General features: G+C 48.4%; 20 protein-coding genes. 14 read left to right on the forward strand and 6 right to left on the reverse strand.

Going from position 1 to position 19,862, the window contains the following annotated elements; all coding sequences use genetic code 11:
• Positions 1-148: 148 nt before the first annotated feature.
• The 3 genes from aspA to D1627_RS12210 all read right to left on the reverse strand — a co-directional run bounded on the left by aspA (position 149) and on the right by D1627_RS12210 (position 3,155).
• Entirely contained in the window at positions 149-1,558 is a 1,410-nt protein-coding gene (gene aspA, locus D1627_RS12200) for an aspartate ammonia-lyase (RefSeq protein WP_119432561.1), read from the reverse strand.
• Between the two features lie 55 nt (positions 1,559-1,613).
• Positions 1,614-2,780, reverse strand: a complete 1,167-nt coding sequence (locus D1627_RS12205; protein WP_119433009.1) for a ribonuclease D — start codon at positions 2,778-2,780, stop codon at positions 1,614-1,616.
• 153 nt (positions 2,781-2,933) lie between these two features.
• Positions 2,934-3,155 carry a hypothetical protein gene (locus D1627_RS12210; protein WP_119432562.1) on the reverse strand — a complete coding sequence of 74 codons (222 nt, stop codon included), beginning with the start codon at positions 3,153-3,155 and terminating at the stop codon, positions 2,934-2,936.
• A 235-nt stretch (positions 3,156-3,390) separates the two neighbouring features.
• On the opposite strand from D1627_RS12210, the gene D1627_RS12215 reads away from it, so the two are divergent.
• A complete protein-coding gene (locus D1627_RS12215; RefSeq protein ID WP_119432563.1) occupies positions 3,391-4,164 on the forward strand; it encodes a DUF5602 domain-containing protein in 774 nt (257 codons plus the stop codon).
• A gap of 54 nt (positions 4,165-4,218) precedes the next feature.
• Here the strand turns inward: D1627_RS12215 and D1627_RS12220 are convergent, their stop codons facing one another.
• Both D1627_RS12220 and D1627_RS12225 read right to left on the reverse strand, forming a co-directional pair.
• Positions 4,219-5,955: a M28 family metallopeptidase gene (locus D1627_RS12220; protein ID WP_119432564.1), complete on the reverse strand. Its 1,737-nt coding sequence runs from the start codon at positions 5,953-5,955 to the stop codon at positions 4,219-4,221.
• 64 nt (positions 5,956-6,019) lie between these two features.
• Positions 6,020-6,496: a very short patch repair endonuclease gene (locus D1627_RS12225; RefSeq protein ID WP_262697033.1), complete on the reverse strand. Its 477-nt coding sequence runs from the start codon at positions 6,494-6,496 to the stop codon at positions 6,020-6,022.
• A 249-nt stretch (positions 6,497-6,745) separates the two neighbouring features.
• On the opposite strand from D1627_RS12225, the gene D1627_RS12230 reads away from it, so the two are divergent.
• The 10 genes from D1627_RS12230 to D1627_RS12275 all read left to right on the forward strand — a co-directional run bounded on the left by D1627_RS12230 (position 6,746) and on the right by D1627_RS12275 (position 16,481).
• Positions 6,746-9,493: a 2-oxoglutarate dehydrogenase E1 component gene (locus D1627_RS12230; RefSeq protein WP_119432566.1), complete on the forward strand. Its 2,748-nt coding sequence runs from the start codon at positions 6,746-6,748 to the stop codon at positions 9,491-9,493.
• Positions 9,494-9,608: 115 nt separating this feature from the next.
• Entirely contained in the window at positions 9,609-11,162 is a 1,554-nt protein-coding gene (odhB, locus tag D1627_RS12235; protein ID WP_119432567.1) for a 2-oxoglutarate dehydrogenase complex dihydrolipoyllysine-residue succinyltransferase, read from the forward strand.
• A 41-nt stretch (positions 11,163-11,203) separates the two neighbouring features.
• Positions 11,204-11,569 carry a four helix bundle protein gene (locus D1627_RS12240; RefSeq protein WP_119432568.1) on the forward strand — a complete coding sequence of 122 codons (366 nt, stop codon included), beginning with the start codon at positions 11,204-11,206 and terminating at the stop codon, positions 11,567-11,569.
• Positions 11,570-11,597: 28 nt separating this feature from the next.
• A complete protein-coding gene (gene lpdA, locus D1627_RS12245; RefSeq protein ID WP_119432569.1) occupies positions 11,598-13,001 on the forward strand; it encodes a dihydrolipoyl dehydrogenase in 1,404 nt (467 codons plus the stop codon).
• Between the two features lie 175 nt (positions 13,002-13,176).
• Positions 13,177-14,028: an ABC transporter ATP-binding protein gene (locus D1627_RS12250; protein WP_119432570.1), complete on the forward strand. Its 852-nt coding sequence runs from the start codon at positions 13,177-13,179 to the stop codon at positions 14,026-14,028.
• The gene (locus D1627_RS12255; protein WP_119432571.1) at positions 14,018-14,236 is read left to right on the forward strand and encodes a hypothetical protein; all 219 of its coding nucleotides are present in this window, start codon (positions 14,018-14,020) and stop codon (positions 14,234-14,236) included. The genes D1627_RS12250 and D1627_RS12255 overlap by 11 nt, the downstream gene beginning before the upstream one ends.
• Positions 14,233-14,970, forward strand: coding sequence for a hypothetical protein (locus D1627_RS12260; RefSeq protein ID WP_119432572.1), 738 nt, complete (start codon positions 14,233-14,235; stop codon positions 14,968-14,970). The genes D1627_RS12255 and D1627_RS12260 overlap by 4 nt, the downstream gene beginning before the upstream one ends.
• Position 14,971: 1 nt before the next feature.
• Positions 14,972-15,343 carry a GntR family transcriptional regulator gene (locus D1627_RS12265; RefSeq protein WP_119432573.1) on the forward strand — a complete coding sequence of 124 codons (372 nt, stop codon included), beginning with the start codon at positions 14,972-14,974 and terminating at the stop codon, positions 15,341-15,343.
• 29 nt (positions 15,344-15,372) lie between these two features.
• Positions 15,373-15,552 carry a hypothetical protein gene (locus tag D1627_RS12270; protein WP_119432574.1) on the forward strand — a complete coding sequence of 60 codons (180 nt, stop codon included), beginning with the start codon at positions 15,373-15,375 and terminating at the stop codon, positions 15,550-15,552.
• 146 nt (positions 15,553-15,698) lie between these two features.
• Positions 15,699-16,481 carry a pentapeptide repeat-containing protein gene (locus D1627_RS12275; protein WP_119432575.1) on the forward strand — a complete coding sequence of 261 codons (783 nt, stop codon included), beginning with the start codon at positions 15,699-15,701 and terminating at the stop codon, positions 16,479-16,481.
• A 51-nt stretch (positions 16,482-16,532) separates the two neighbouring features.
• Here the strand turns inward: D1627_RS12275 and D1627_RS12280 are convergent, their stop codons facing one another.
• Entirely contained in the window at positions 16,533-17,090 is a 558-nt protein-coding gene (locus D1627_RS12280) for a hypothetical protein (RefSeq protein ID WP_119432576.1), read from the reverse strand.
• A gap of 225 nt (positions 17,091-17,315) precedes the next feature.
• Between D1627_RS12280 and D1627_RS12285 the strand changes: the two genes are divergently transcribed.
• From D1627_RS12285 to D1627_RS12295, 3 genes are all read left to right on the forward strand, one after another.
• Positions 17,316-17,411 (forward strand): PLDc N-terminal domain-containing protein, encoded by a 96-nt coding sequence (locus D1627_RS12285; protein ID WP_119432577.1) that lies wholly within the window; start codon positions 17,316-17,318, stop codon positions 17,409-17,411.
• 345 nt (positions 17,412-17,756) lie between these two features.
• Complete coding sequence (locus D1627_RS12290) at positions 17,757-18,473, forward strand: ABC transporter ATP-binding protein (protein WP_119432578.1); 717 nt, start codon at positions 17,757-17,759, stop codon at positions 18,471-18,473.
• Between the two features lie 126 nt (positions 18,474-18,599).
• Positions 18,600-19,844 carry an ABC transporter permease gene (locus D1627_RS12295; RefSeq protein WP_119432579.1) on the forward strand — a complete coding sequence of 415 codons (1,245 nt, stop codon included), beginning with the start codon at positions 18,600-18,602 and terminating at the stop codon, positions 19,842-19,844.
• Positions 19,845-19,862 lie beyond the last annotated feature (18 nt).

Genomic DNA, 19,862 nt, shown 5'->3' on the forward strand with positions numbered 1-19,862 from the left:
CCGGGACAGCGCAGGCGCTAGCAGTACTCTCTGGATTCTGGCTCGGACTACATAACTTTAAACCAATATTTGTTTATAGTATAAAGCTTTAACAAGTAAAGGCCGGCTGCAATACACAGCCGGCCTTTACTTGTTAAATCCTTGCCAATTAGCTATTGATAAACTTAGGATGGATAAGATTTTCAAAAGAAAAGACTTCATCCCACTTAGCCTGAGTTATTAATTCCCTCTCTATTACTGTAATATCATGTATAGATTTGCCTGTAGCTAAGGCCTCTTTAGCAATAGAAGCTGATTCTTCGTATCCCAATATAGGGTTTAGCGCTGTAATGATGCCGATGCTATTCATTACCATATTAGCACAGATCGCTTCGTTGGCTGTAATGCCCTTTATACACTTATAAGTTAAAGTATAGCAGGCATTTTCCATGTAAGTTAATGAACTGAACAAACTAAAGGCGATTACAGGCTCCATTACATTCAGCTGTAGCTGACCTGCTTCAGCTGCCATAGTTACGGTCATATCTGTACCGATCACATAAAAAGCAGTTTGATTAACAACCTCAGGTATTACAGGGTTTACTTTGCCAGGCATAATAGAAGAGCCTGGTTGCATACGCGGTAAGTTAATTTCGTTAATACCGGTTCGAGGGCCAGAGGAAAGGAGCCGTAAATCGTTGCATATCTTAGATATCTTAACAGCGGAGCGTTTCATGACGCCAGAAACCTGTACATAAGCACCTGTATCGCATGTCGCTTCAATCAAGTCCTCAGCAAGTACAACCGGAATACCTGTAAGGTTACGGAGGTGCTCAGTAACAATTTCCGGATAGCCTTCAGGTGCGTTAATGGATGTCCCGATTGCTGTGGCACCCATATTGATCTCGCATATCAGCATCTTTGCTTCATTTAGGCGTTGAATATCCTCCTTAATTGTAGTGGAAAAACCGTTAAACTCAGCGCCTAATGTCATCGGTACAGCATCTTGCAATTGTGTGCGGCCCATTTTTAATACGTTGGCAAACTCTTCTCCTTTTAAGCGAAATGCTTTCTGAAGTTCTTCTAGGCTTTCTATAAAACTTTCAATCTTGCGGTATAGTGCTAAACGGAAAGCTGTAGGGTAAGCATCATTAGTGGATTGTGAGAAGTTAACATGGTTATTAGGGTGCACATACTGGTACTCGCCTTTTTTATGCCCTAAAATCTCGAGCGCTAAATTCGCCACAACTTCATTTACGTTCATGTTAACCGAAGTTCCTGCACCTCCCTGAATCATGTCCGTTACAAACTGGTCAAGATACTCGCCGGCTATTAGCTTGTCGCAAGCCAGGCAGATCGCTTCTGCTATCTCTGGCTTCAAAACACCACAGTCTCGGTTGGCCATGGCTGCGGCTTTTTTAACGTAACCAAATGCTTGGATAAACAATGGCTCCTTAGAAATGGGAATACCAGTTATATAGAAGTTATCCAGGGCTCGGGCTGTCTGTATGCCATAATATAGTTGGTCGGGGATATCCATCTCTCCCAGAAAATCATGTTCGGTTCTAAATTCGCTCATACTTATAGAAAGTTGATGTTAATATCTGTTGCTGTATATTTTGGGAGTCATCGTTTTATGAAATAGGCTTAGGAAGTTTTATTCCAAGCTCTTCTGCTGTTTCCTGTACAATGTGAGAAGCATAAGCTTTTGTGCAACGCAAGTTTCCGTTTACACTATACTCATTAATAACACTTTGATTAATGATTAACCGTGAGGCAAACTCGCCATACTTAGTCATAATACATTTTTGAACTTGCGTTAACTCCTCTTTGCGCTGCTCAGTTTCTGGAGTGCGGGGAGGTCTTTGCCAACGGCTTTCAGGGTAATCGTGGCTAATATTATTTGCCTGGGCACTCTGCTTAGCCTCAACAATAGCACCCGCAAGTAGTTGCTCGTTGCGTGAGCGCTTTAGGCCGCCATGTATACCTTTAGTGTGGTTAAGCCACTCATGCACATCTACATCCGTGTTACTGGCTAGCTCAACCAAAGCTTCGTTTGGGATAACGTACGGAGCCGGCTTATTAAATTGCTGCCCCATTTGTTCTCTAAAGGCAAACAGGTTCTTGAGAATATGCTGCTGGTAAAAAGAAAGCCTGAATGCGTTGCGTAGCTTGAGATGTGGATTTTCAGGGGTGCTGTAAGTAAGGCCTTCCAGAAGTTGATTTTCTTCTTCCAGCCAATGCAGCCTGCCAAGTTCCTTTACCTCGTTCACGAGCTTACCCTTAATGCGGTGCAAGTAAATAACATCGAGTGCCGCGTAGCGGAGCTGGGCATCTGTCAATGGCCGCTTGTTCCAGTTGCTTGATTGCTGCGATTTATCAATCTCAATATCAAACTCTTCTTTCATAACTGTAGCCAGCGATGAGCGCTCGTAGTTCAGAATTTTGGCGGCCACATCCGTATCCATCACTCCCTTTATGCTACAGCCTAATTTGTCGAGCAAAAGTATATCATTGTTCGCGTGGTGTATGATTTTAGTAATACCGCCGTTTTGCAGCAAATCAAACAAAGGCTGTAGGTCATTAATCGTGAAGGGATCTATGATATAGCATGTGCCGGCTTCATCGGCAATCTGCACCAGGCAAAGGTTAAAGCCGTAGGTAAAGCGGTTTTGGTCAAACTCTAAGTCTAAAGCCAGCTCTTGGCAATTGTTTAGCAGAGCTAATGCTTCTTGCAGCTGATCCTGATTTTCGATCAACTTAATCGTTACGCCGTCGTGTGTCAGCATTGTATTTTCCATTCCTAAAGTTAAAAAGGTTTCCAGCATATCTGCACCTTATGTTTTCTTTTTTAGGAGCAGTAGCGGGGATCTACTTTAGTAACAGTTTTAAATGAAAAGAGTCCCTGCCATAAGGGCAGGGACTCTTTTATTCAATTGTATCTGAAGGTTTAATTACTCGATAGGAGGCTGCTCCTCCTGAATATCCATCATTGTAGTGTCCTCCTCCATCATGATTGTGTCAGCTTCCATGTTCATGTCGGTTTCCATGTCAGACTCTACTTCATCAGTAGACTCAATGGTGTCCGATTCTGTAGCGTTATTATCCTGGTTGCTACAAGCCGTAAAGGCGGTAAACGCAAAAGCGGCAAAAGCTAATTTCCAATACTTTTTCATAATCTTAACCAAATTGATTTTGTACTAATTTATACAGTAGGTTATTAGAAGTAACCCTTGCGATAGTTGTAAATGATATTTTTTGAAGTTAACGCTCCCCTAGCCTAGGTTAAAGTATAAATATAACTAGCAAACGACTTATACAGCTGAGAAATTAATTTGGCTCATGTTAAACTATATTAATTACTTTTGAACTTTGATAACAATCAGACTAAAAACTTTTAAGTATAAAGGCATGAAACAATATTCTACAGTAAATCGGCTATGTGCTGCACTAGTCCTGGGTATCTCGCTACTATTCTCAGGCTGTAGCAAAGATGATGAACCTGAAACTACAGTTTTGTATGGCCCAGCCACGCAGATAGGGCAGGGAACTGTGCGCTCTTGGGTAAAAGTAACTCCGGATAAAAAGCCGGTTGCTATTGGCATCAGTATCTCTAAGAAAATAGTGCCTTCGTTGCCAAGCGAAATGACTGTGTATACACTTGCTTTCCCGGAAGGTGTGGACATGCCGCCATACAACCACGTTATGCTGGACTGGAACCCGAACGGCCATCCGCCAATGGTCTACGAAATGCCACACTTCGACATGCATTTTTATACTATATCAGAAGCAGATCGCAATGCTGTAGTACCTGGCCCGCAAGGGCATACCCAAGACTTTCAGGATAACTACATGCCACCAAGCTATGTATCAGGTATGGAGGCTGTGCCGGATATGGGAGTGCATTGGGTAGACGGGCACTCACCAGAGATGCATGGCGAGAACTTTACTAAAACCTTTGTATATGGCGCCAACAACAACAAGGTGATTTTTTATGAACCAATGATTACCCTTGCTTACCTGCAAAGCTTGGATGCCAACCGGAAAGAGGTTATACCTGTAGCACAGGCCGCCAAGGTGCAGCAGGATGGGTACCACCCACAATCGTATACTATCGTTAATGACACTGAAAACGATACGTATGAGGTATACATCTCTAACCTAAAGTATAGAACCAAGGAATAACAAAAAAGCCCGGCTGCAGTAGCCGGGCTTTTTTGTTATGATAAAGTGCGTTTGTTATTTTTTTGAAGCAGATGCTTTTGAAAGCGTTTCCTCTCTTTTTGCCTTAAACTCAGTGCCTGGTTTCCACTCAGGCATTTTTTCTGTGTTAGCAACTCTGTAACCGACGCGCAGAAATAACTGCAGGTCTTCTACCGCACCTTCCAAATTCCAGTCATCACGAACCTCATCGGTAAGCTTATGATAATCATTGGCAGTATAGTTTTCATTCCATTTAGTTACATAGTCTGCGGGCTGGTTGCGGGCTTTAACACCTGATTCAGCATAAAGAGCCGGCACGCCCTGCTTGGCAAACTCGAAATGGTCTGAGCGATAGAAAGAGCCGTTCTCAGGTGTGGCCTCAGGCACGATATGCCGGTTTTGCGTAGCCGCCTCCTGGGCCAGCACATCCTCCAGTGTGGAGTTGCCATAGCCAACCACTACCACATCCTCGGTAGGGCCGTAAGCGTTTAGCACATCCATGTTAATGTTGGCTACTGTTTTGCTGAGCGGATAAAGCGGGTTATTGGCATAATACTTAGAACCTAAAAGGCCTTTCTCCTCAGCGGTAACGGCTAAAAACAAGATGGAACGTTTCGGCTTTGTCTTCATCTCACTGAAAGCCTTCGCAATCTCCAGGAGGCCTGCGGTGCCGCTGGCATTATCCAGGGCGCCGTTGTAAACCTGGTCTCCCTGCAGGCTGGGGTCTTTGCCCAAATGGTCCCAGTGGGCAGTGTATACTACATATTCATTTTTCAGATCCGGGTCTGACCCCTCCAGTTTGGCGATCACGTTCTGCGACTGTACTTCGCGTAGCTTATTTTTAAGGGTGAAGCTGGCCGTAGCCTTAAGCGGAACAGGTTTGAACTCTTTCTGGCGTGCAGCCATTTTCAGGTCATCAAAGTTGCGGCCCAACGCAGTGAACAACTCACGGGCCTTAGGCTCTGTAATCCAGGCCTCAATCTCGGCGCGGTGCATGTTTTTGTTGGCTGCGCTAATATCGAAACCCTCGCGGCTGTGGCTGCCCGAAAGAACTTCGTAAGGATAACCAGCCGGACCAGTTTCGTGGATGATAATGGCGGCTGCCGCTCCCTTCTCAGCAGCTACTTCATACTTGTAAGTCCAGCGGCCATAGTATGTCATGGCTTTGCCGCCAAACATGGTGCTATCGAGTTTATTTGGATTACTGGCATCAGGTATAGGCGGGTCGTTCACGAGCATTACAATTGTTTTGCCTTTTACGTCTAGGCCTTTATAGTCATCCCAGCCATACTCAGGGGCCACTACGCCATATCCCACGAAAACCATTTCTGTATTCTTGAGGTCCACGTTGGGTACAAAACGGCGTGTAACGGCCACATAATCATCAGGGAAGTTGAGCTGTATCTTTTTGCCGTTGGCAGTGAAAGAAGCTGTAGGTGTTGGAGTGTAGCCAAACATAGGCACTTTTTGCACATAGCTGCCATCGGGGTTACCTGGCTGCAGGCCCAGCTTTTTAAACTGCCGTGTAAGGTATGCCACCGTAGAGTCTTCGCCAACAGACCCGGGGGCGCGGCCTTCGAAGGCATCAGATGCTAGCACCGTAGTATGCGCTAGCAAATCAGCAGCGGAAATGCTTTCGAGCGCTGGTTGCAGGTTCGTGCTGTCGGCAAGTGCTATTGCGTCTGCATCCACATCTTCAACCTGGCGGGCATTTTCGTTACAGCCCATGGCCAGTACACTTAGGCAACTTAATAGCAGAATATTTTTTTTCATAGAATGATGATTAGTGTACCCTTAAGTTAAATAAAAAATCTATACATTGGCCAGTACGATATACTTAAGCCGCTAATTGCCAGCTTCCTGGTACTCCCTGATGTAGTTCCTTGATAAGATTTATAATGCCTGGTAGGTGCTGTTTAACCTGGCACTCCCATACCACAAGGCGCTGCCAGCCTGCTTCGCGGTACTGCTGTTTATACTTAGCATCGCGCGCTAGGTTTGCGGCAAACTTGTTGCGCCAGAACAAAACGTTTGACTTCGGTAAATCCGGCTGACAGTAAGGGCAGCGGTGCCAGAAGCATCCATGCATAAAAATAGCCAACCGTCGGCTTGGGTAACAAATATCAGGCTTGCCAGGTGCTTTGGGCCAATGTATACGATAGCCGCGCAAGCCGGCATGCCATAGCGCTTTGCGCAACTGCAGTTCGGGCTTTGTGTTTTTAGCTTTGTTGCCACGCATATAGCGGCTTGTTTTTTCCGCTGCCGTAAGAGGTGCTGCAGATATTTTATAATTTTTCTTTATCTGTTTTGCCACAAGTATGCTCCCTGATGTTAGAGCTAGAACAAAGCCACTAAAAGCATAGTTTAAACGCCTACAATTAAATTAGATACTAACTACACTGATAGTCTATTAGAAAAAAGCAACTACATGTACTAGTTCAGGGTAAGCTATAGAATAGTTTAGTGAATGATAATGAGCAATATTTGCGAATGCGAATACGTGTAATTTGATTTTTGGATAATCCTTCTAACTTTGCCTTTTACACACGCAGTAGTTTTAACTATGGATAAATATACATACATCGCCAATGCGCACGGCGATTACATTGATGGGCTGTATAAGGCATATCAGCAAGACCCGGAATCTGTGGATGCCGGATGGCGCAAGTTTTTTGAAGGCTTCGAGTTTGCCTCAGCATACGGCGAAAACGGGCACGAAGCTATAGTTGCCGCTCCTGCTAAGGGTGCCGTAGCTACCGGCGAGTCGGAGAAGGAAGTAGCGGTGCGTAACCTGATCCACGCCTACCGTACTCGCGGGCACCTACGCTCCACCACCAACCCCGTGCGCCAGCGCAAAGATCGCAAAGCGCGCCTCGACCTGTCTGACTTCGGTTTATCTGAAGCAGATCTAGATACAGTTTTCCAGGTTGGCGATATTATCGGCATCGGGCCAGCCACACTACGCGACATTGAAGGCGCGTTAAAAAAGATTTACGAAGGCTCTATCGGCTTTGAGTACATGTATATCCGCGATCCGGAGGTACTGGAGTGGTTCAAAGAAAAAGTAGAGAAGGAGTCGTTAAACTTCAAACCATCCCTTGATTTCAAGAAACGCATTCTTTCTAAGCTGAACGAAGCCGTTGTTTTCGAGAACTTCCTGCACACAAAATTCTTAGGCCAGAAGCGTTTCTCGCTAGAAGGCGGCGAAACAACTATCCCTGCCCTGGATGCCATCATCGACAGAGGTTCCGAGCTTGGCGTGGAGGAAGTAGTGATAGGCATGGCACACCGTGGCCGCCTGAACGTGCTTGCCAACATCATGGGTAAAACCTATGAGCAGATCTTCTCTGAGTTTGAAGGCACTGCCGTTCCGGACCTTACTATGGGTGACGGTGACGTGAAATACCACATGGGCTACTCTTCGGAGGTGGTTACCCCATCTGGCAATAAAGTAAACCTGAAACTGGCCCCGAACCCATCGCACTTAGAAGCGGTGAACCCGGTAGTGGAAGGCTTTGTACGTGCCAAAATCGATACTTTATATAACAAGGACGCGGATAAGATCCTTCCTATACTTATACATGGCGATGCAGCCGTTGCCGGCCAGGGCATAGTGTATGAGGTAACACAAATGGCTAACCTGGATGGCTACAACACAGGTGGTACCATCCATTTCGTGATTAACAACCAGGTTGGTTTCACGACTGACTTCGAGGATGCACGTTCATCGATCTACTGTACTGATGTAGCCAAGATTTTGGATGCGCCGGTGCTGCACGTAAACGGCGACGACCCGGAAGCCGTGGTATTTGCCATGCGTTTTGCCATGGAGTACCGCCAGAAGGTGAACAACGATATCTTTATCGACATGGTGTGCTACCGCCGCCATGGCCACAACGAGTCGGATGAGCCAAAGTTCACGCAGCCGCAGCTTTATAATCTGATCTCGAAGCACGCAAACCCGCGTGAAGTATATAACAAAGAGCTGATCACGCGTGGCGAAGTGGATGCCGACCTTGCCAAGAGTATGGATAAGGAGTTCCGCAAAATGCTGCAGGATCGTCTGGATTTAGTAAAGCAGAAGCCATTGCCATATAACTACCAGCAAATGGAGTTGGCATGGCAGGAGCTGCGCCGCTCTAAACCGGAGGATTTTAATCAATCGCCGGAAACAGGTATTGCTGCTGAGGCAATAGAAACTGTTGGTAAAGCCCTAACCACGCTGCCGCAAGGCTTTAAGCCGCTGAAGCAGATCGAGAAATTGATCAAAGAGCGTAAAGAGATGTTCTTTGAGACCAAGCAGCTAAACTGGGCAGCCGGTGAGTTGCTGGCCTACGGGTCTATACTTCTGGATGGCAAGATCGTTCGTTTCTCTGGCCAGGATGTGCAGCGCGGCACCTTCTCACATCGCCATGCTGTACTGCATGATGCTGTAACAAGCGCTCCTTACAATAACCTAAACCACATGAGCGAGCAACAAGGCTCGTTTGAGATTTACAACTCGCTGCTCTCGGAGTATGGCGTACTGGGCTTTGAATTCGGCTATGCCATGGCGAACCCGGATGCACTCGTAATCTGGGAAGCACAGTTCGGCGACTTTGCCAACGGAGCCCAGGTAATGATCGACCAGTTTATATCCTCTACTGAGTCTAAGTGGCAGCGTATGAATGGTTTGGTGATGCTGTTACCGCACGGCTACGAAGGCCAGGGACCAGAGCACTCCAATGCCCGCCCAGAGCGCTTCCTGCAGCTGGCTGCCGAGAACAACATGTTCGTAACCATGCTGACTACGCCAGCTAACTTGTTCCACTTTATGCGCCGCCAGTTGGCCTTGCCATTCCGCAAGCCTGCTGTAAACATGTCGCCAAAATCGCTGCTGCGCCATCCGTTGGTGGTTTCTCCGGTAGAGGACTTTACTTCGGGTAGCTTTAAAGAAGTAATCGGAGATAGCTATGCGACCGCTAAATCTGTGAAGAAAGTACTGCTTTGCTCTGGCAAAGTATACTTCGACCTATTAGAGGAGCAGCAGAACAACAAGCGCAAGGATGTAGCGATAATCCGCCTGGAACAGCTAGCGCCATTCCCGAAAGTACAGTTGGAGGCAGAACTTCAGAAGTATAAAAACGCCAAAGTATACTGGGTACAAGAGGAGCCTGAGAATATGGGAGCTTGGACATACATCCTGCGTATTATGCGAAACAATGTTGAGGATGTTGTTGCACGTAAAGCAAGTGCCTCGCCTGCTACCGGTTATATGAAGGTGCATGTTAAAGAGCAGCAAGATTTAGTAGAAAGAGCATTCTCTATTTAATTAGAAACTAATATTCAGGTATTATAACGGGAGAGATGATCGCTCAAAGAATTCCGAAGTCATCTCTCCTTTATAATTCGTAATTCAAAATTCGTAATTCATAATTGATAAAAATATGAGCTTAGAAGTTAAAGTGCCTGCCGTAGGTGAGTCGATCACGGAGGTAACCATAGCCCAATGGCTAAAGAAAGACGGTGACCGCGTGGAGATGGATGAGGTGATTGCGGAATTGGAGTCTGACAAAGCCACATTCGAATTGCCAGCCGAAGCCGCAGGCATTTTACGCATAGTAGCACAAGAAGGCGATACCATTGATGTGGGTGCCGTTATCTGTAAAATAGACCAGGACGGTGCTGCGGCATCTGCTCCTGCGGCGCCAGCTGCTGCTGAGGCAGCTCAGGAGTCTGCTCCGGCTGCTACTGCCCAGGCTGCTGGCCAAACTGTTGAAATGACGGTGCCTACTGTAGGTGAGTCCATCACGGAAGTTACTATTGCCAGCTGGCTGAAAAGCGATGGCGACCAGGTAGAGATGGATGAGGTAATTGCGGAATTGGAGTCTGACAAGGCTACGTTCGAATTGCCAGCCGAAGCAACTGGTACGCTGCAAATAGTAGCTAAAGAAGGCGATACAGTAGAGATTGGCGGTCTGCTTTGCAAGATTGTTGCTGGTGCGGGCGCAGGCGCTGCGAAACCAGCTGCTCAGCCAAGCGCTCCGGCTGCACAGGCTGCCCAACCGGCTGCTGCTGCTACATCAGGCGCACAAACGTATGCTTCGGGCACGCCATCTCCGGCTGCAGGCAAAATCCTTTCTGAGAAGGGCATTAACCCGGCTGACGTACAAGGTACAGGTCGTGATGGACGCATTACAAAGGAGGATGCGCAAAGCGCACAGAAAGCTGCGGCCAAGCCAGCTGCTGCCCCAGCTGCCAAGCAAGCGGCCGCTGCAGAAGCACCAGCCGCTTCTGGCAACCGCGATCAGCGCCGCGAGAAAATGAGCGCGCTTCGCAAAACAGTTGCCCGCCGCCTGGTGCAGGTGAAAAACGAAACGGCCATGCTTACTACCTTCAATGAGGTAGACATGAAGCCGATCATGGACATCCGCGCCAAGTATAAAGACAAGTTTAAGGAAGTACACGAAGTAGGCTTAGGCTTTATGTCGTTCTTCACGAAGGCTTGTACTGTTGCTTTGCAGGAATGGCCAGCGGTAAACGCACAGATTGATGGCACTGAAATGGTGTTCAGCGATTTTGTGGACGTTTCTATTGCGGTTTCTTCGCCGAAAGGCCTGGTAGTACCGGTGATCCGTAATGCAGAACAACTTTCACTGGACGGCATTGAGAAAGAAGTAGTTCGTTTAGCCAAGAAGGCCCGCGACGGGAAACTTTCTATCGAGGAAATGACTGGTGGTACTTTCACGATCACCAACGGTGGTATCTTCGGCTCCATGATGTCTACACCGATTATCAACGCGCCGCAGTCGGCCATACTTGGCATGCACAACATCGTACAGCGCCCGGTTGCCATCAACGGACAAGTTGAGATTCGCCCGATGATGTACCTGGCCCTGTCTTACGACCACCGCATCATCGACGGCCGTGAGTCGGTAAGCTTCCTGGTACGCGTGAAGGAATTGCTTGAGGACCCGATGCGCCTGCTGCTTGGCGTATAGCCAAGCGCTAATTATGAATTAGAAATTAGAAATTAGAAATTGTGGAGGAGGGGAAAAAGGAGGATGTCATTTGCGATAAAAGCTATGCTTTTGCCCTTCGTGTAGTGAAGCTGTACAAATTCCTGACTGGAGAACAAAAAGAATTTGTGCTGGCAAAGCAGCTGTTGCGAAGCGGGACTTCTATTGGAGCAAATGTAGAGGAGGCCATCGCTGCAAGTTCTAAAGCTGATTTCGTTCATAAATTAAACATTGCCGCAAAAGAGGCACGGGAAACATCATACTGGCTGCGCTTACTCAAGGACAGCCAGTATATTCCTGAAAATGCGTTTGATTCTATACATGAGGAATGTATGCAGTTGCGAAAGATCATCAGCAAGATCCTTATCACGATGAAATCGAACGCATAATTTCTAATTTTTAATTTCTAATTTAAAAATGAATTACGACGTAGTAGTAATCGGTTCTGGCCCTGGCGGGTATGTGGCGGCGATTCGTTGCGCGCAGCTAGGCCTGAAAACCGCGATCATAGAGAAGTATAATGTATTGGGCGGTACTTGCCTGAATGTAGGCTGTATTCCGTCCAAAGCCCTGCTCGACTCTTCGGAGCATTACCACAACGCGGCGCACGCTTTCTCGGAGCACGGCATCGAGTTGGGGAACCTGAAGGTGAACCTGACGCAGATGATCAAGCGCAAGGGCGAGGTAGTGAAGTCGAACAACGACGGAATTTCATATCTGATGAAGAAGAACAAGATCGATACATACTTCGGCCTTGGCTCTTTTGTGAACAAAAACACGATCAAGGTTACCGACGCAGAAGGCAAAGAGCAGCAGATCGAAACAAAGAAAACGATTATCGCGACTGGTTCTAAGCCAACCACGCTGCCGTTCCTTCCTCTTGATAAGAAACGCATTATTACCTCAACTGAGGCTTTATCGCTGACGGAAATCCCGAAAAACATGATCATCATCGGTGGTGGTGTGATCGGTTTGGAGTTGGGGTCGGTGTATGCCCGCTTGGGTGCTAAAGTACAGGTGATCGAGTACATGGATTCCATTATCCCGACCATGGACCGTGCGCTGGGCAAAGAGCTGATGCGCATCCTGAAGAAATCGCTGAAGTTTGAGTTCTTCATGAGCCACAAAGTAACCGGCGCTACTAACGAGGGCGAGGTAGTGAAGGTGACTGCCGAAAACCCGAAAGGCGAAACCGTGACATTTGAAGGCGATTACGTGCTGGTATCTGTTGGCCGCAAGCCGTACACCGAAGGCCTTGGTCTGGAGAATGCCGGGGTGCAGATGGGCGAGCGCGGTATGATTGCCGTAAACGACCATCTGGAAACAAACGTGCCGGGCATCTTCGCGATTGGAGATGTGGTGCGTGGCGCGATGCTAGCGCACAAAGCCGAGGAAGAAGGTGTGCTGGTAGCAGAACACATCGTAGGGCAGAAGCCGCACATCAACTATAATCTGATCCCGGGTGTGGTTTATACTTGGCCAGAAGTGGCTGGTGTAGGCTTTACCGAAGAGCAACTGAAGGAGCAAGGTCGTGCCTACAAGTCTGGTTCGTTCCCGTTCAAAGCATCAGGTCGTGCCAAGGCATCCGGTGATACCGACGGTTTTGTGAAAGTGTTGGCAGACAAGGAGACAGATGAGATCCTGGGCGTGCACATGATCGGCCCACGCATTGCTGACCTGATTGCCGAAGCGGTAACAGCTATGGAATTCCGTGCCTCTGCCGAGGATGTGGCCCGTATGAGCCACGCCCACCCAACCTATGCGGAAGCCATGAAAGAAGCTTGTTTAGCCGCCACGGAAAACCGCGCTTTGCATATCTAAGCTATTTCATACATTAATTTATACCTGGCAGCGCCACCCTTCGGGGTGGCGCTGTTTGTTTTTATAGGCTTTACCAAGAGAAGGTTAAAATATTTTTATCAAACACTTGCGAATCAGAAAACCTTCTTTACATTTGTAGTGTACTAGTAATCTAATACACTAAGCCGATGAAACTATGATTGAACTTTCACACATCAACTTCAGGTATAAAAAGAAGAAACAGCTCTTCGAGAACCTGAGCCTTACTTTGCAGCCTGGCTTTATTTATGGCTTGCTGGGCAAGAACGGCGCCGGCAAATCGTCGCTGCTGAAGCTAGTTTCCGGGCTACTGTACCCGAATAGCGGGCAGTGCACCGTGTTTGGCCACCATGCCGCCGCGCGTAAGCCCGCCATGCTGCAGGATATCTATATGATTCCGGAGGAGTTTGAGCTGCCACCAGTTAGTCTGGCCACGTTCGTGAAGATCAATTCGGTGTTCTATACCAGGTTCAGCCAAAACCAACTGAACGCATATCTGGCGGAGTTTGAGCTGTCGGACGATGCGAAGCTTTCTACCTTGTCTTATGGCCAGAAGAAGAAATTCCTGATTGCCTTTGGCCTGGCTACCAACGCGCGCGTGCTCATACTTGACGAGCCAACCAACGGCCTCGACATTCCTTCCAAAAGCCAGTTCCGCAAGATTATGGCGGCCTCTCTGGACGAGGATAAGATCATCATCATCTCCACACATCAGGTGCGCGACCTAGAAAACCTGATCGATAACATTGTGGTGCTGGAGCAAGGCAACATCATCTTTAACTACAGCATTGCCCATATTTCTGAGCGCCTGGCTTTTGAGTACAACCTGGCCGGCGTGCCGGATGAGGAGATTCTGTACACAGAGGAGTTGCAGGGCCGAAAAGCGGGCATCGTGAAGAACATAGCAGGCGTGGACAGCCGCGTGGACATGGAGCTGCTGTTTAACGGCATCGTTAAAAATGCGCCTGCCATTAACGAGGCCTTCGCCAACCTGAAGTATGAGTACTAAGCCTGACACCGAAAATATAAATCAGCTTGCCACCGGCAGGATGCTCCGAAGCATACGCACCCTGTTAACGGCCTTGGTTGCTGCCGTGTGTGCCGTGCTGCTTACCACCAAACAGGTAAACTATACTTACCCCATGGAGGCGCTCCTGAAAAGTATAATCAAAGATAATTCTATTGTTGACGACCATTTGTACAAAATAAAACTATGACTACTGAACTCAACCTGACACGGCTGGGCCACTTTATAAAGCGGCAGCTGTACATGAACCTGAGCGCTATGTGGGTTGCCATCGCGGCCGTTACCGGCATACTGCTAGTGGTGTCCGGCTTTGTGGCCTACTTTAACCCAGATGATGTAAGAAACCTGATCCCTTTTTACCTGGTGGTGTTTTTTCTGGGAGGGTACATTTTTACCAGTATGATTTTTAATGAGATGCACTCGCCTCAGAAAAGCTATGCCTTTTTAACCTTGCCGGTTTCTACTGCCGAAAAACTAGTGGGGGCCTGGGTGATAGTAGCACCGGTATACCTGATTACGGCTGTCGCAAGTATGTTTATACTTGGCGCTGCCAGCTCCTGGGTGGCTGGTGAACCTGTTGCTCTGCCGGGCCTACTGGGTAAAAACGCATTTAAGATATTAGGTATATTTCTAGTGTGCCAAACGATTTTCTTCTTAGGCGCAACAGCCTTTAAAGGCAACAATTTCCTGAAAACACTGCTGGCGCTGTTCGTCTTTTTTACCCTGTGGGCCATGTATACTGGCGGTGTGGGATATATACTCTTCGGAGCGAACGGAAGCGGAGTAAATCATGGCTTTTCTCACGAATTCAAAAATCTTATGGAAGCGTTTGTAAAGCATATCCTTCCATTCCTGTTCTGGTTTGTGCTGCCGCTGTACCTGCTGGTGGTGTCGTATTTTAAATTGAAAGAAAGGCAAGTGTAAGATGGAGTTCAAAGACAACCAAGCCATATACCTACAGATCGCCAACCGCTTCTTCGAGAACATCCTGAAGAAAGAATGGCAAGCCGGCGACAAAATTCCCTCTATCCGCGATATGGCCGTGGAGTTTGAGGTAAACCCGAACACTACCATGCGCACGTTCAACTATCTGCAGGATAAGGGCATTATCTACAACAAGCGCGGCATTGGCTACTTCCTGGCCGATGACGGACTCGAAAAAACCATTGCCCTGAAAAAAGAGCAGTTTGTGGAGGAGGATCTTCCGGTGTTTCTAAAAACCATGAAACTACTGGGGCTGTCGTTGGAGGATCTAAAGGCGTATGCTGCCAAGTATGAGGGGCCAAGTATAAATTAACCGATCTCACTATTTTAAAGCGCATTAACATGAAACTAAGTAATAAACTTCTGCTGGGCCTGTTTATCGTGATACTGCTCGGGGCCACAGCCGTGATGGGTACTGCCAAGTATTATAGTTCGGATGCCTCGATGCAAACAGAACCGCTGCTCAAAGCGCCGGCACCACCCGCGCCTCCTTCGCCTCCTTCGCCACCGGTAAATCAGTAAGTATAAAAGCCTTTGTGCCAGCTGCTTTTTAGAGGCGAACGGCGCGAAGGCTTTATTTTTTTCTGAGGCTCAGGCAACCTTGCCCATACTTGCTACATCTTTTAAGCAAACGCCTCCGGCAACCGATAACCTTAACACATACAACTATGATCAGAAAAGTACAGGTACTACTCGTTATGCTCATGCTACCCCTAATGGCCTGGGCCCAGACACGTGTAAAAGCATCCGATATTATCGGGAAGATAAACAGAGGTGAGGCGGTGTCTTATAAAAATGCCGTTATCGAGGGCGACCTCGACATGACAAAGCTCAAGAACATGAAGCGCAAAAACGGTAACAATGGCTCCAATGAGCATGTGAGCACGGTAACTGCCCCGCTTACTTTTGTAAATTGCACCTTTAAAGGCGATGTGCTGGCCTATGTTAGCACAGAGGTGAAAGGCGGCCTTTTCAGCTACAGCAACGAAGTATACAACACCAATTTTGAGAAAGACGTGATTTTCGAAAGCTGCAATTTTGAGAAGCAGTCTGCCTTTAAGTATAGCGAGTTCGATGGCAAAGCCAACTTTATGAGCAGCCGATTTGCGGAGGAGGCGCTCTTTAAGTACGCCGAGTTTGATAAGAACCCTAACTTCAGCAACGTGCGCTTCGATAGAGATGCAAACTTTAAGTATGTTGAGTTTCCGGAGCGCGTAAGTTTTGCAGGCGCTAATTTCGGGGGAGAGGCTAACTTTAAGTATGCAGAGTTCAACGGAGGCGTAAACTTCGAGAAAGCGCTGTTTAACGGCATCGCCAACTTTAAATATACCGAGGTCCAAAGATCCTTCAACATCAAGGGCGCAAACTTTAAAGGCAGCGATGACTTTAAGTATACCAAATTCAACAACGAGCATGTAACCCTGGCTACCCTGCAGCGCATGGCGCAGTAAAAATATACATGCCCCTGGCCGCGCCGCTTTGCAAAAGACGGCGCGGCTTTTCTATAGTGGCTGCAGTAATAGCATTACCTTTCCCAGGCCCTCCTCGGCACTATACCCAGGCACCGGCGGCAGCGCCAGCCAGGCAGCCCGCACCTGGTTCAACAGCTCCAGGTTTATACTTTGGCCATACTTTATACTTGCCGCAGCCACAGCAATGGCCGTTTTAAGGTGGTTTGCCTTAACCCGCAAAGTATGCGGCGAGTAGCGCCCGGGGTGCAGGTGCACATGCCGGCCCTCGTGCACACCCCAGCGCAAGGCCCACACCGATTTATCCGAAAGCGTACAGATGCGGTAGCCGTTAGGGGTAAGGTACTCCCGGAACGCCTCCGGTTGCACCAAATCCTGTTGCTGCAAGTATAAGATAACTTCCTCCGATAGCTGCCGCGCCGTGAGCGGCCCGATATATAGGTCGAGTTGCGAGCCACCGATGGTGCGCAGGGCTTTCTGCAGCTGTGTTTCTGGCAGGTTTATACTTTCCTGCACCAGCTCCCGGATGTAGCCCAAATGGTGCTTGAGTGGGTGGAAAAGTATGGGTTTAGGCAGTTCTTCGCGCATCATGCATCAGGGCTGTTAGCTAGCTATACTTCTAACGTATACTTTAAAGGGCTTTGCTTAATGTAGTACAAATACAATATCTAGTAATATATCTGATACTTAAAAATATGCTAAACTTACTGTTATTTATAGGTGGCATTGGCCTGATCAAGCTGTTTATACTTCTGATTCCGGTTCTGATTTGGGATATGCCGTGGTAGAAATCGTAACCAGCGATTTTAAGGACCCGTGGATAAAATCGTATGGCTGCTGCTGGTGCTTCTGATCCCGGTGCTTGGTGTGGCCCTGTATTACTTGCTAGGCCGCAGAAACCTAGTTAAATAAATACCTGATAATTACAAAGTCAGAGCCATCCAGAAATTGCTGAAGGGCTTTTTGCTTTTTAGACAGCGCCCTTCCGGAAAAAATCCTGCAGGTGTAGGCAACCCGTACGCAAGCAGCTGCATCTATACTTACAGAACCAGATAGCTTGATTTTATACTTGCAGCATATGCCTTTTTACTAAAATACAGCTGCTGTTAAACTATTTTGGTCGACGCTGTAGCTTAATAAGTCGAGAGAAAACCGTTGTAAGTATAAAGTAATCCAGAATTAGTAATACTTCTAGTACCTTGCATAGCAAACTACCGTACTAAATAAGGAGCATTCTCATTACCAAAAGCTTAGCCCATGATACAGCTTCAGGATATCCATAAATACTACGCCGTAGGCTTAAACAAGCTGCATGTGCTCAAGGGCATCGACATGCACATACACGAAGGCGAGTTTGTGTCGATCATGGGCTCCTCAGGCTCTGGCAAATCCACGCTGCTAAACATTCTGGGCATCCTCGACGATTACGACCAGGGCAACTATACCTTGGCGGGCACCCAGATAAAGAACCTTTCGGCGGCAAAGGCCGCCTACTACCGCAACCGCTTCCTGGGCTTCGTGTTCCAGAGCTTCAACCTGCTGTCTTTTAAAAACGCCATGGAGAATGTGGCGCTGCCGCTATACTACCAGAAAGTGGGCCGCCGCGAGCGCAACAAGCTGGCCCTGGAATACCTCGAGATGGTGGGCCTGAAGGAGTGGGCAGAACACTCACCCAATGAGATGTCGGGAGGGCAGCGGCAACGCGTAGCCATCGCCCGCGCACTTATCTCGCAGCCCAAACTCATACTTGCCGATGAGCCAACCGGCGCCCTCGATACCCAGACATCCTATGAGGTGATGGACATCTTTAAAGAAGTGAACCGAAAGGGCATGACCGTGGTGATCGTAACGCACGAGAACGACATCGCCGCCCAAACCCAGCGCATCATCCGGCTAAAGGATGGCCTGATTGTGAACGACGACCACGGAATGCTGGAAGCCACGGAGGTAGAAAGGGAGATTCTGAAGAGATAAATAAGTGTGAATGAGTGAATGAGAGACTGGGTGAACGAGGGAAAACAATAGCGATAATTAAGTAAAGAATTTACAAACGAATCTATTCAATCATACACTCATTCGCTCATTCAAAATTTTAAAAGCATGTTCGACCTAGACAAATGGCAGGAAATACTGGCTACCATGCAGAAGAACAAGCTGCGTACCTTCCTGACGGCCTTTGGCGTGTTCTGGGGTATTTTCATGCTGGTGCTGCTGCTTGGTGCGGGCAAGGGCATGGAAAACGGCGTGTACAACCGCTTCGGCGATGGCGCTAAAAACAGCGTGTTTGTGTGGAGCGGGAAAACAGCCGTAGCGCACAAGGGCCTTAAGCCGGGCCGCGAGATAAAGCTGACCAACGAAGACCTGAAAGCCGTGCAGCGTGAGGTGGCTGGCCTAGATATGCTGGCGCCGCGCAACCGGGTATGGGGAGAGTATACCATCAACTATAAAAAGCAGAACGGTTCTTACCAGGTGTTTGGCGCTGAACCCGCGTTTATGGACATGAACGGCGAGCGCGCGTTTCGGGGCCGCCTGCTAAACCAGCTGGACGAGCGTGAAAAGCGCAAGGTGATCGTGCTGGGCGAGCAGGCGGCGCAGGTGCTTTTTGCCGATCAGAACCCTATAGGCGAGTACGTGAACATCCAGGGAATACATTTTAAGGTGGTCGGCACTTTTAAGGTGCGCGGCAACAACAGCGGCCGCCGCGAGGAGCGTGCCTACATCCCTTTCGCTACGCTGCAAACCACGTTTAACCAGCCAAACCAGGTGCAGGTTATGCTGCTTGCCGCCAAAGAGGGCGTGCCTGCCAAAGAGATGGAAGACAAGCTGCGCGTGCTGCTGGCCCAGCGGCACAAGTTCTCGGAAACAGACGATATGGCGCTTGGCATAGAAAACACCGAGGAGGAATACCTGAAGGTGCAGGGGCTTTTCAGCGGCATCCGCATTTTCGTCTGGATTGTGGGTATCGGCACCCTGATAGCTGGGATCGTGGGCGTAAGCAACATCATGCTGATCATTGTGAAGGAGCGCACCCGCGAGATTGGCGTGCGCAAGGCCCTGGGTGCTACACCGCTCTCCGTGGTAAGCCTCATTCTGCAGGAATCCATCGTGATCACCGCTTTCTCGGGCTACATGGGGCTGCTGTTCGGTACAGGGCTACTGGCCTTGCTGGAGTATCTGTTGGTATCGTCGGGGGCGGAGCTCCCTTTCTTTGCCAACCCTGAAGTCGATTTTGGCGTGGCGTTGGGCGCTACGGTGGTGCTGGTGCTTTCCGGGGCCATTGCCGGCCTGGTGCCTGCCCTGAAAGCCGCCAACATCAAACCCATAGAAGCCCTGCGGGCGGAGTAGGTGGTGAATGAGTGAATG

The organism is Pontibacter oryzae (assembly GCF_003576375.1).
GTDB classification, from domain to species: domain Bacteria; phylum Bacteroidota; class Bacteroidia; order Cytophagales; family Hymenobacteraceae; genus Pontibacter; species Pontibacter oryzae.

What these genes read in the sequence shown, in the direction of transcription:
- D1627_RS12230 (WP_119432566.1), top strand. Translation starts at nt 6,746, where the DNA reads ATGGATAAATATACATACATCGCCAATGCGCACGGCGATTACATTGAT.
- D1627_RS12275 (WP_119432575.1), top strand. Translation starts at nt 15,699, where the DNA reads ATGATCAGAAAAGTACAGGTACTACTCGTTATGCTCATGCTACCCCTA.
- D1627_RS12210 (WP_119432562.1), bottom strand. Translation starts at nt 3,155, where the DNA reads ATGAAAAAGTATTGGAAATTAGCTTTTGCCGCTTTTGCGTTTACCGCC.
- D1627_RS12220 (WP_119432564.1), bottom strand. Translation starts at nt 5,955, where the DNA reads ATGAAAAAAAATATTCTGCTATTAAGTTGCCTAAGTGTACTGGCCATG.
- D1627_RS12255 (WP_119432571.1), top strand. Translation starts at nt 14,018, where the DNA reads ATGAGTACTAAGCCTGACACCGAAAATATAAATCAGCTTGCCACCGGC.
- D1627_RS12290 (WP_119432578.1), top strand. Translation starts at nt 17,757, where the DNA reads ATGATACAGCTTCAGGATATCCATAAATACTACGCCGTAGGCTTAAAC.
- D1627_RS12265 (WP_119432573.1), top strand. Translation starts at nt 14,972, where the DNA reads ATGGAGTTCAAAGACAACCAAGCCATATACCTACAGATCGCCAACCGC.
- D1627_RS12270 (WP_119432574.1), top strand. Translation starts at nt 15,373, where the DNA reads ATGAAACTAAGTAATAAACTTCTGCTGGGCCTGTTTATCGTGATACTG.
- D1627_RS12280 (WP_119432576.1), bottom strand. Translation starts at nt 17,090, where the DNA reads ATGATGCGCGAAGAACTGCCTAAACCCATACTTTTCCACCCACTCAAG.
- aspA (WP_119432561.1), bottom strand. Translation starts at nt 1,558, where the DNA reads ATGAGCGAATTTAGAACCGAACATGATTTTCTGGGAGAGATGGATATC.
- D1627_RS12205 (WP_119433009.1), bottom strand. Translation starts at nt 2,780, where the DNA reads ATGGAAAATACAATGCTGACACACGACGGCGTAACGATTAAGTTGATC.
- D1627_RS12295 (WP_119432579.1), top strand. Translation starts at nt 18,600, where the DNA reads ATGTTCGACCTAGACAAATGGCAGGAAATACTGGCTACCATGCAGAAG.
- D1627_RS12215 (WP_119432563.1), top strand. Translation starts at nt 3,391, where the DNA reads ATGAAACAATATTCTACAGTAAATCGGCTATGTGCTGCACTAGTCCTG.
- D1627_RS12260 (WP_119432572.1), top strand. Translation starts at nt 14,233, where the DNA reads ATGACTACTGAACTCAACCTGACACGGCTGGGCCACTTTATAAAGCGG.
- odhB (WP_119432567.1), top strand. Translation starts at nt 9,609, where the DNA reads ATGAGCTTAGAAGTTAAAGTGCCTGCCGTAGGTGAGTCGATCACGGAG.
- lpdA (WP_119432569.1), top strand. Translation starts at nt 11,598, where the DNA reads ATGAATTACGACGTAGTAGTAATCGGTTCTGGCCCTGGCGGGTATGTG.
- D1627_RS12250 (WP_119432570.1), top strand. Translation starts at nt 13,177, where the DNA reads ATGATTGAACTTTCACACATCAACTTCAGGTATAAAAAGAAGAAACAG.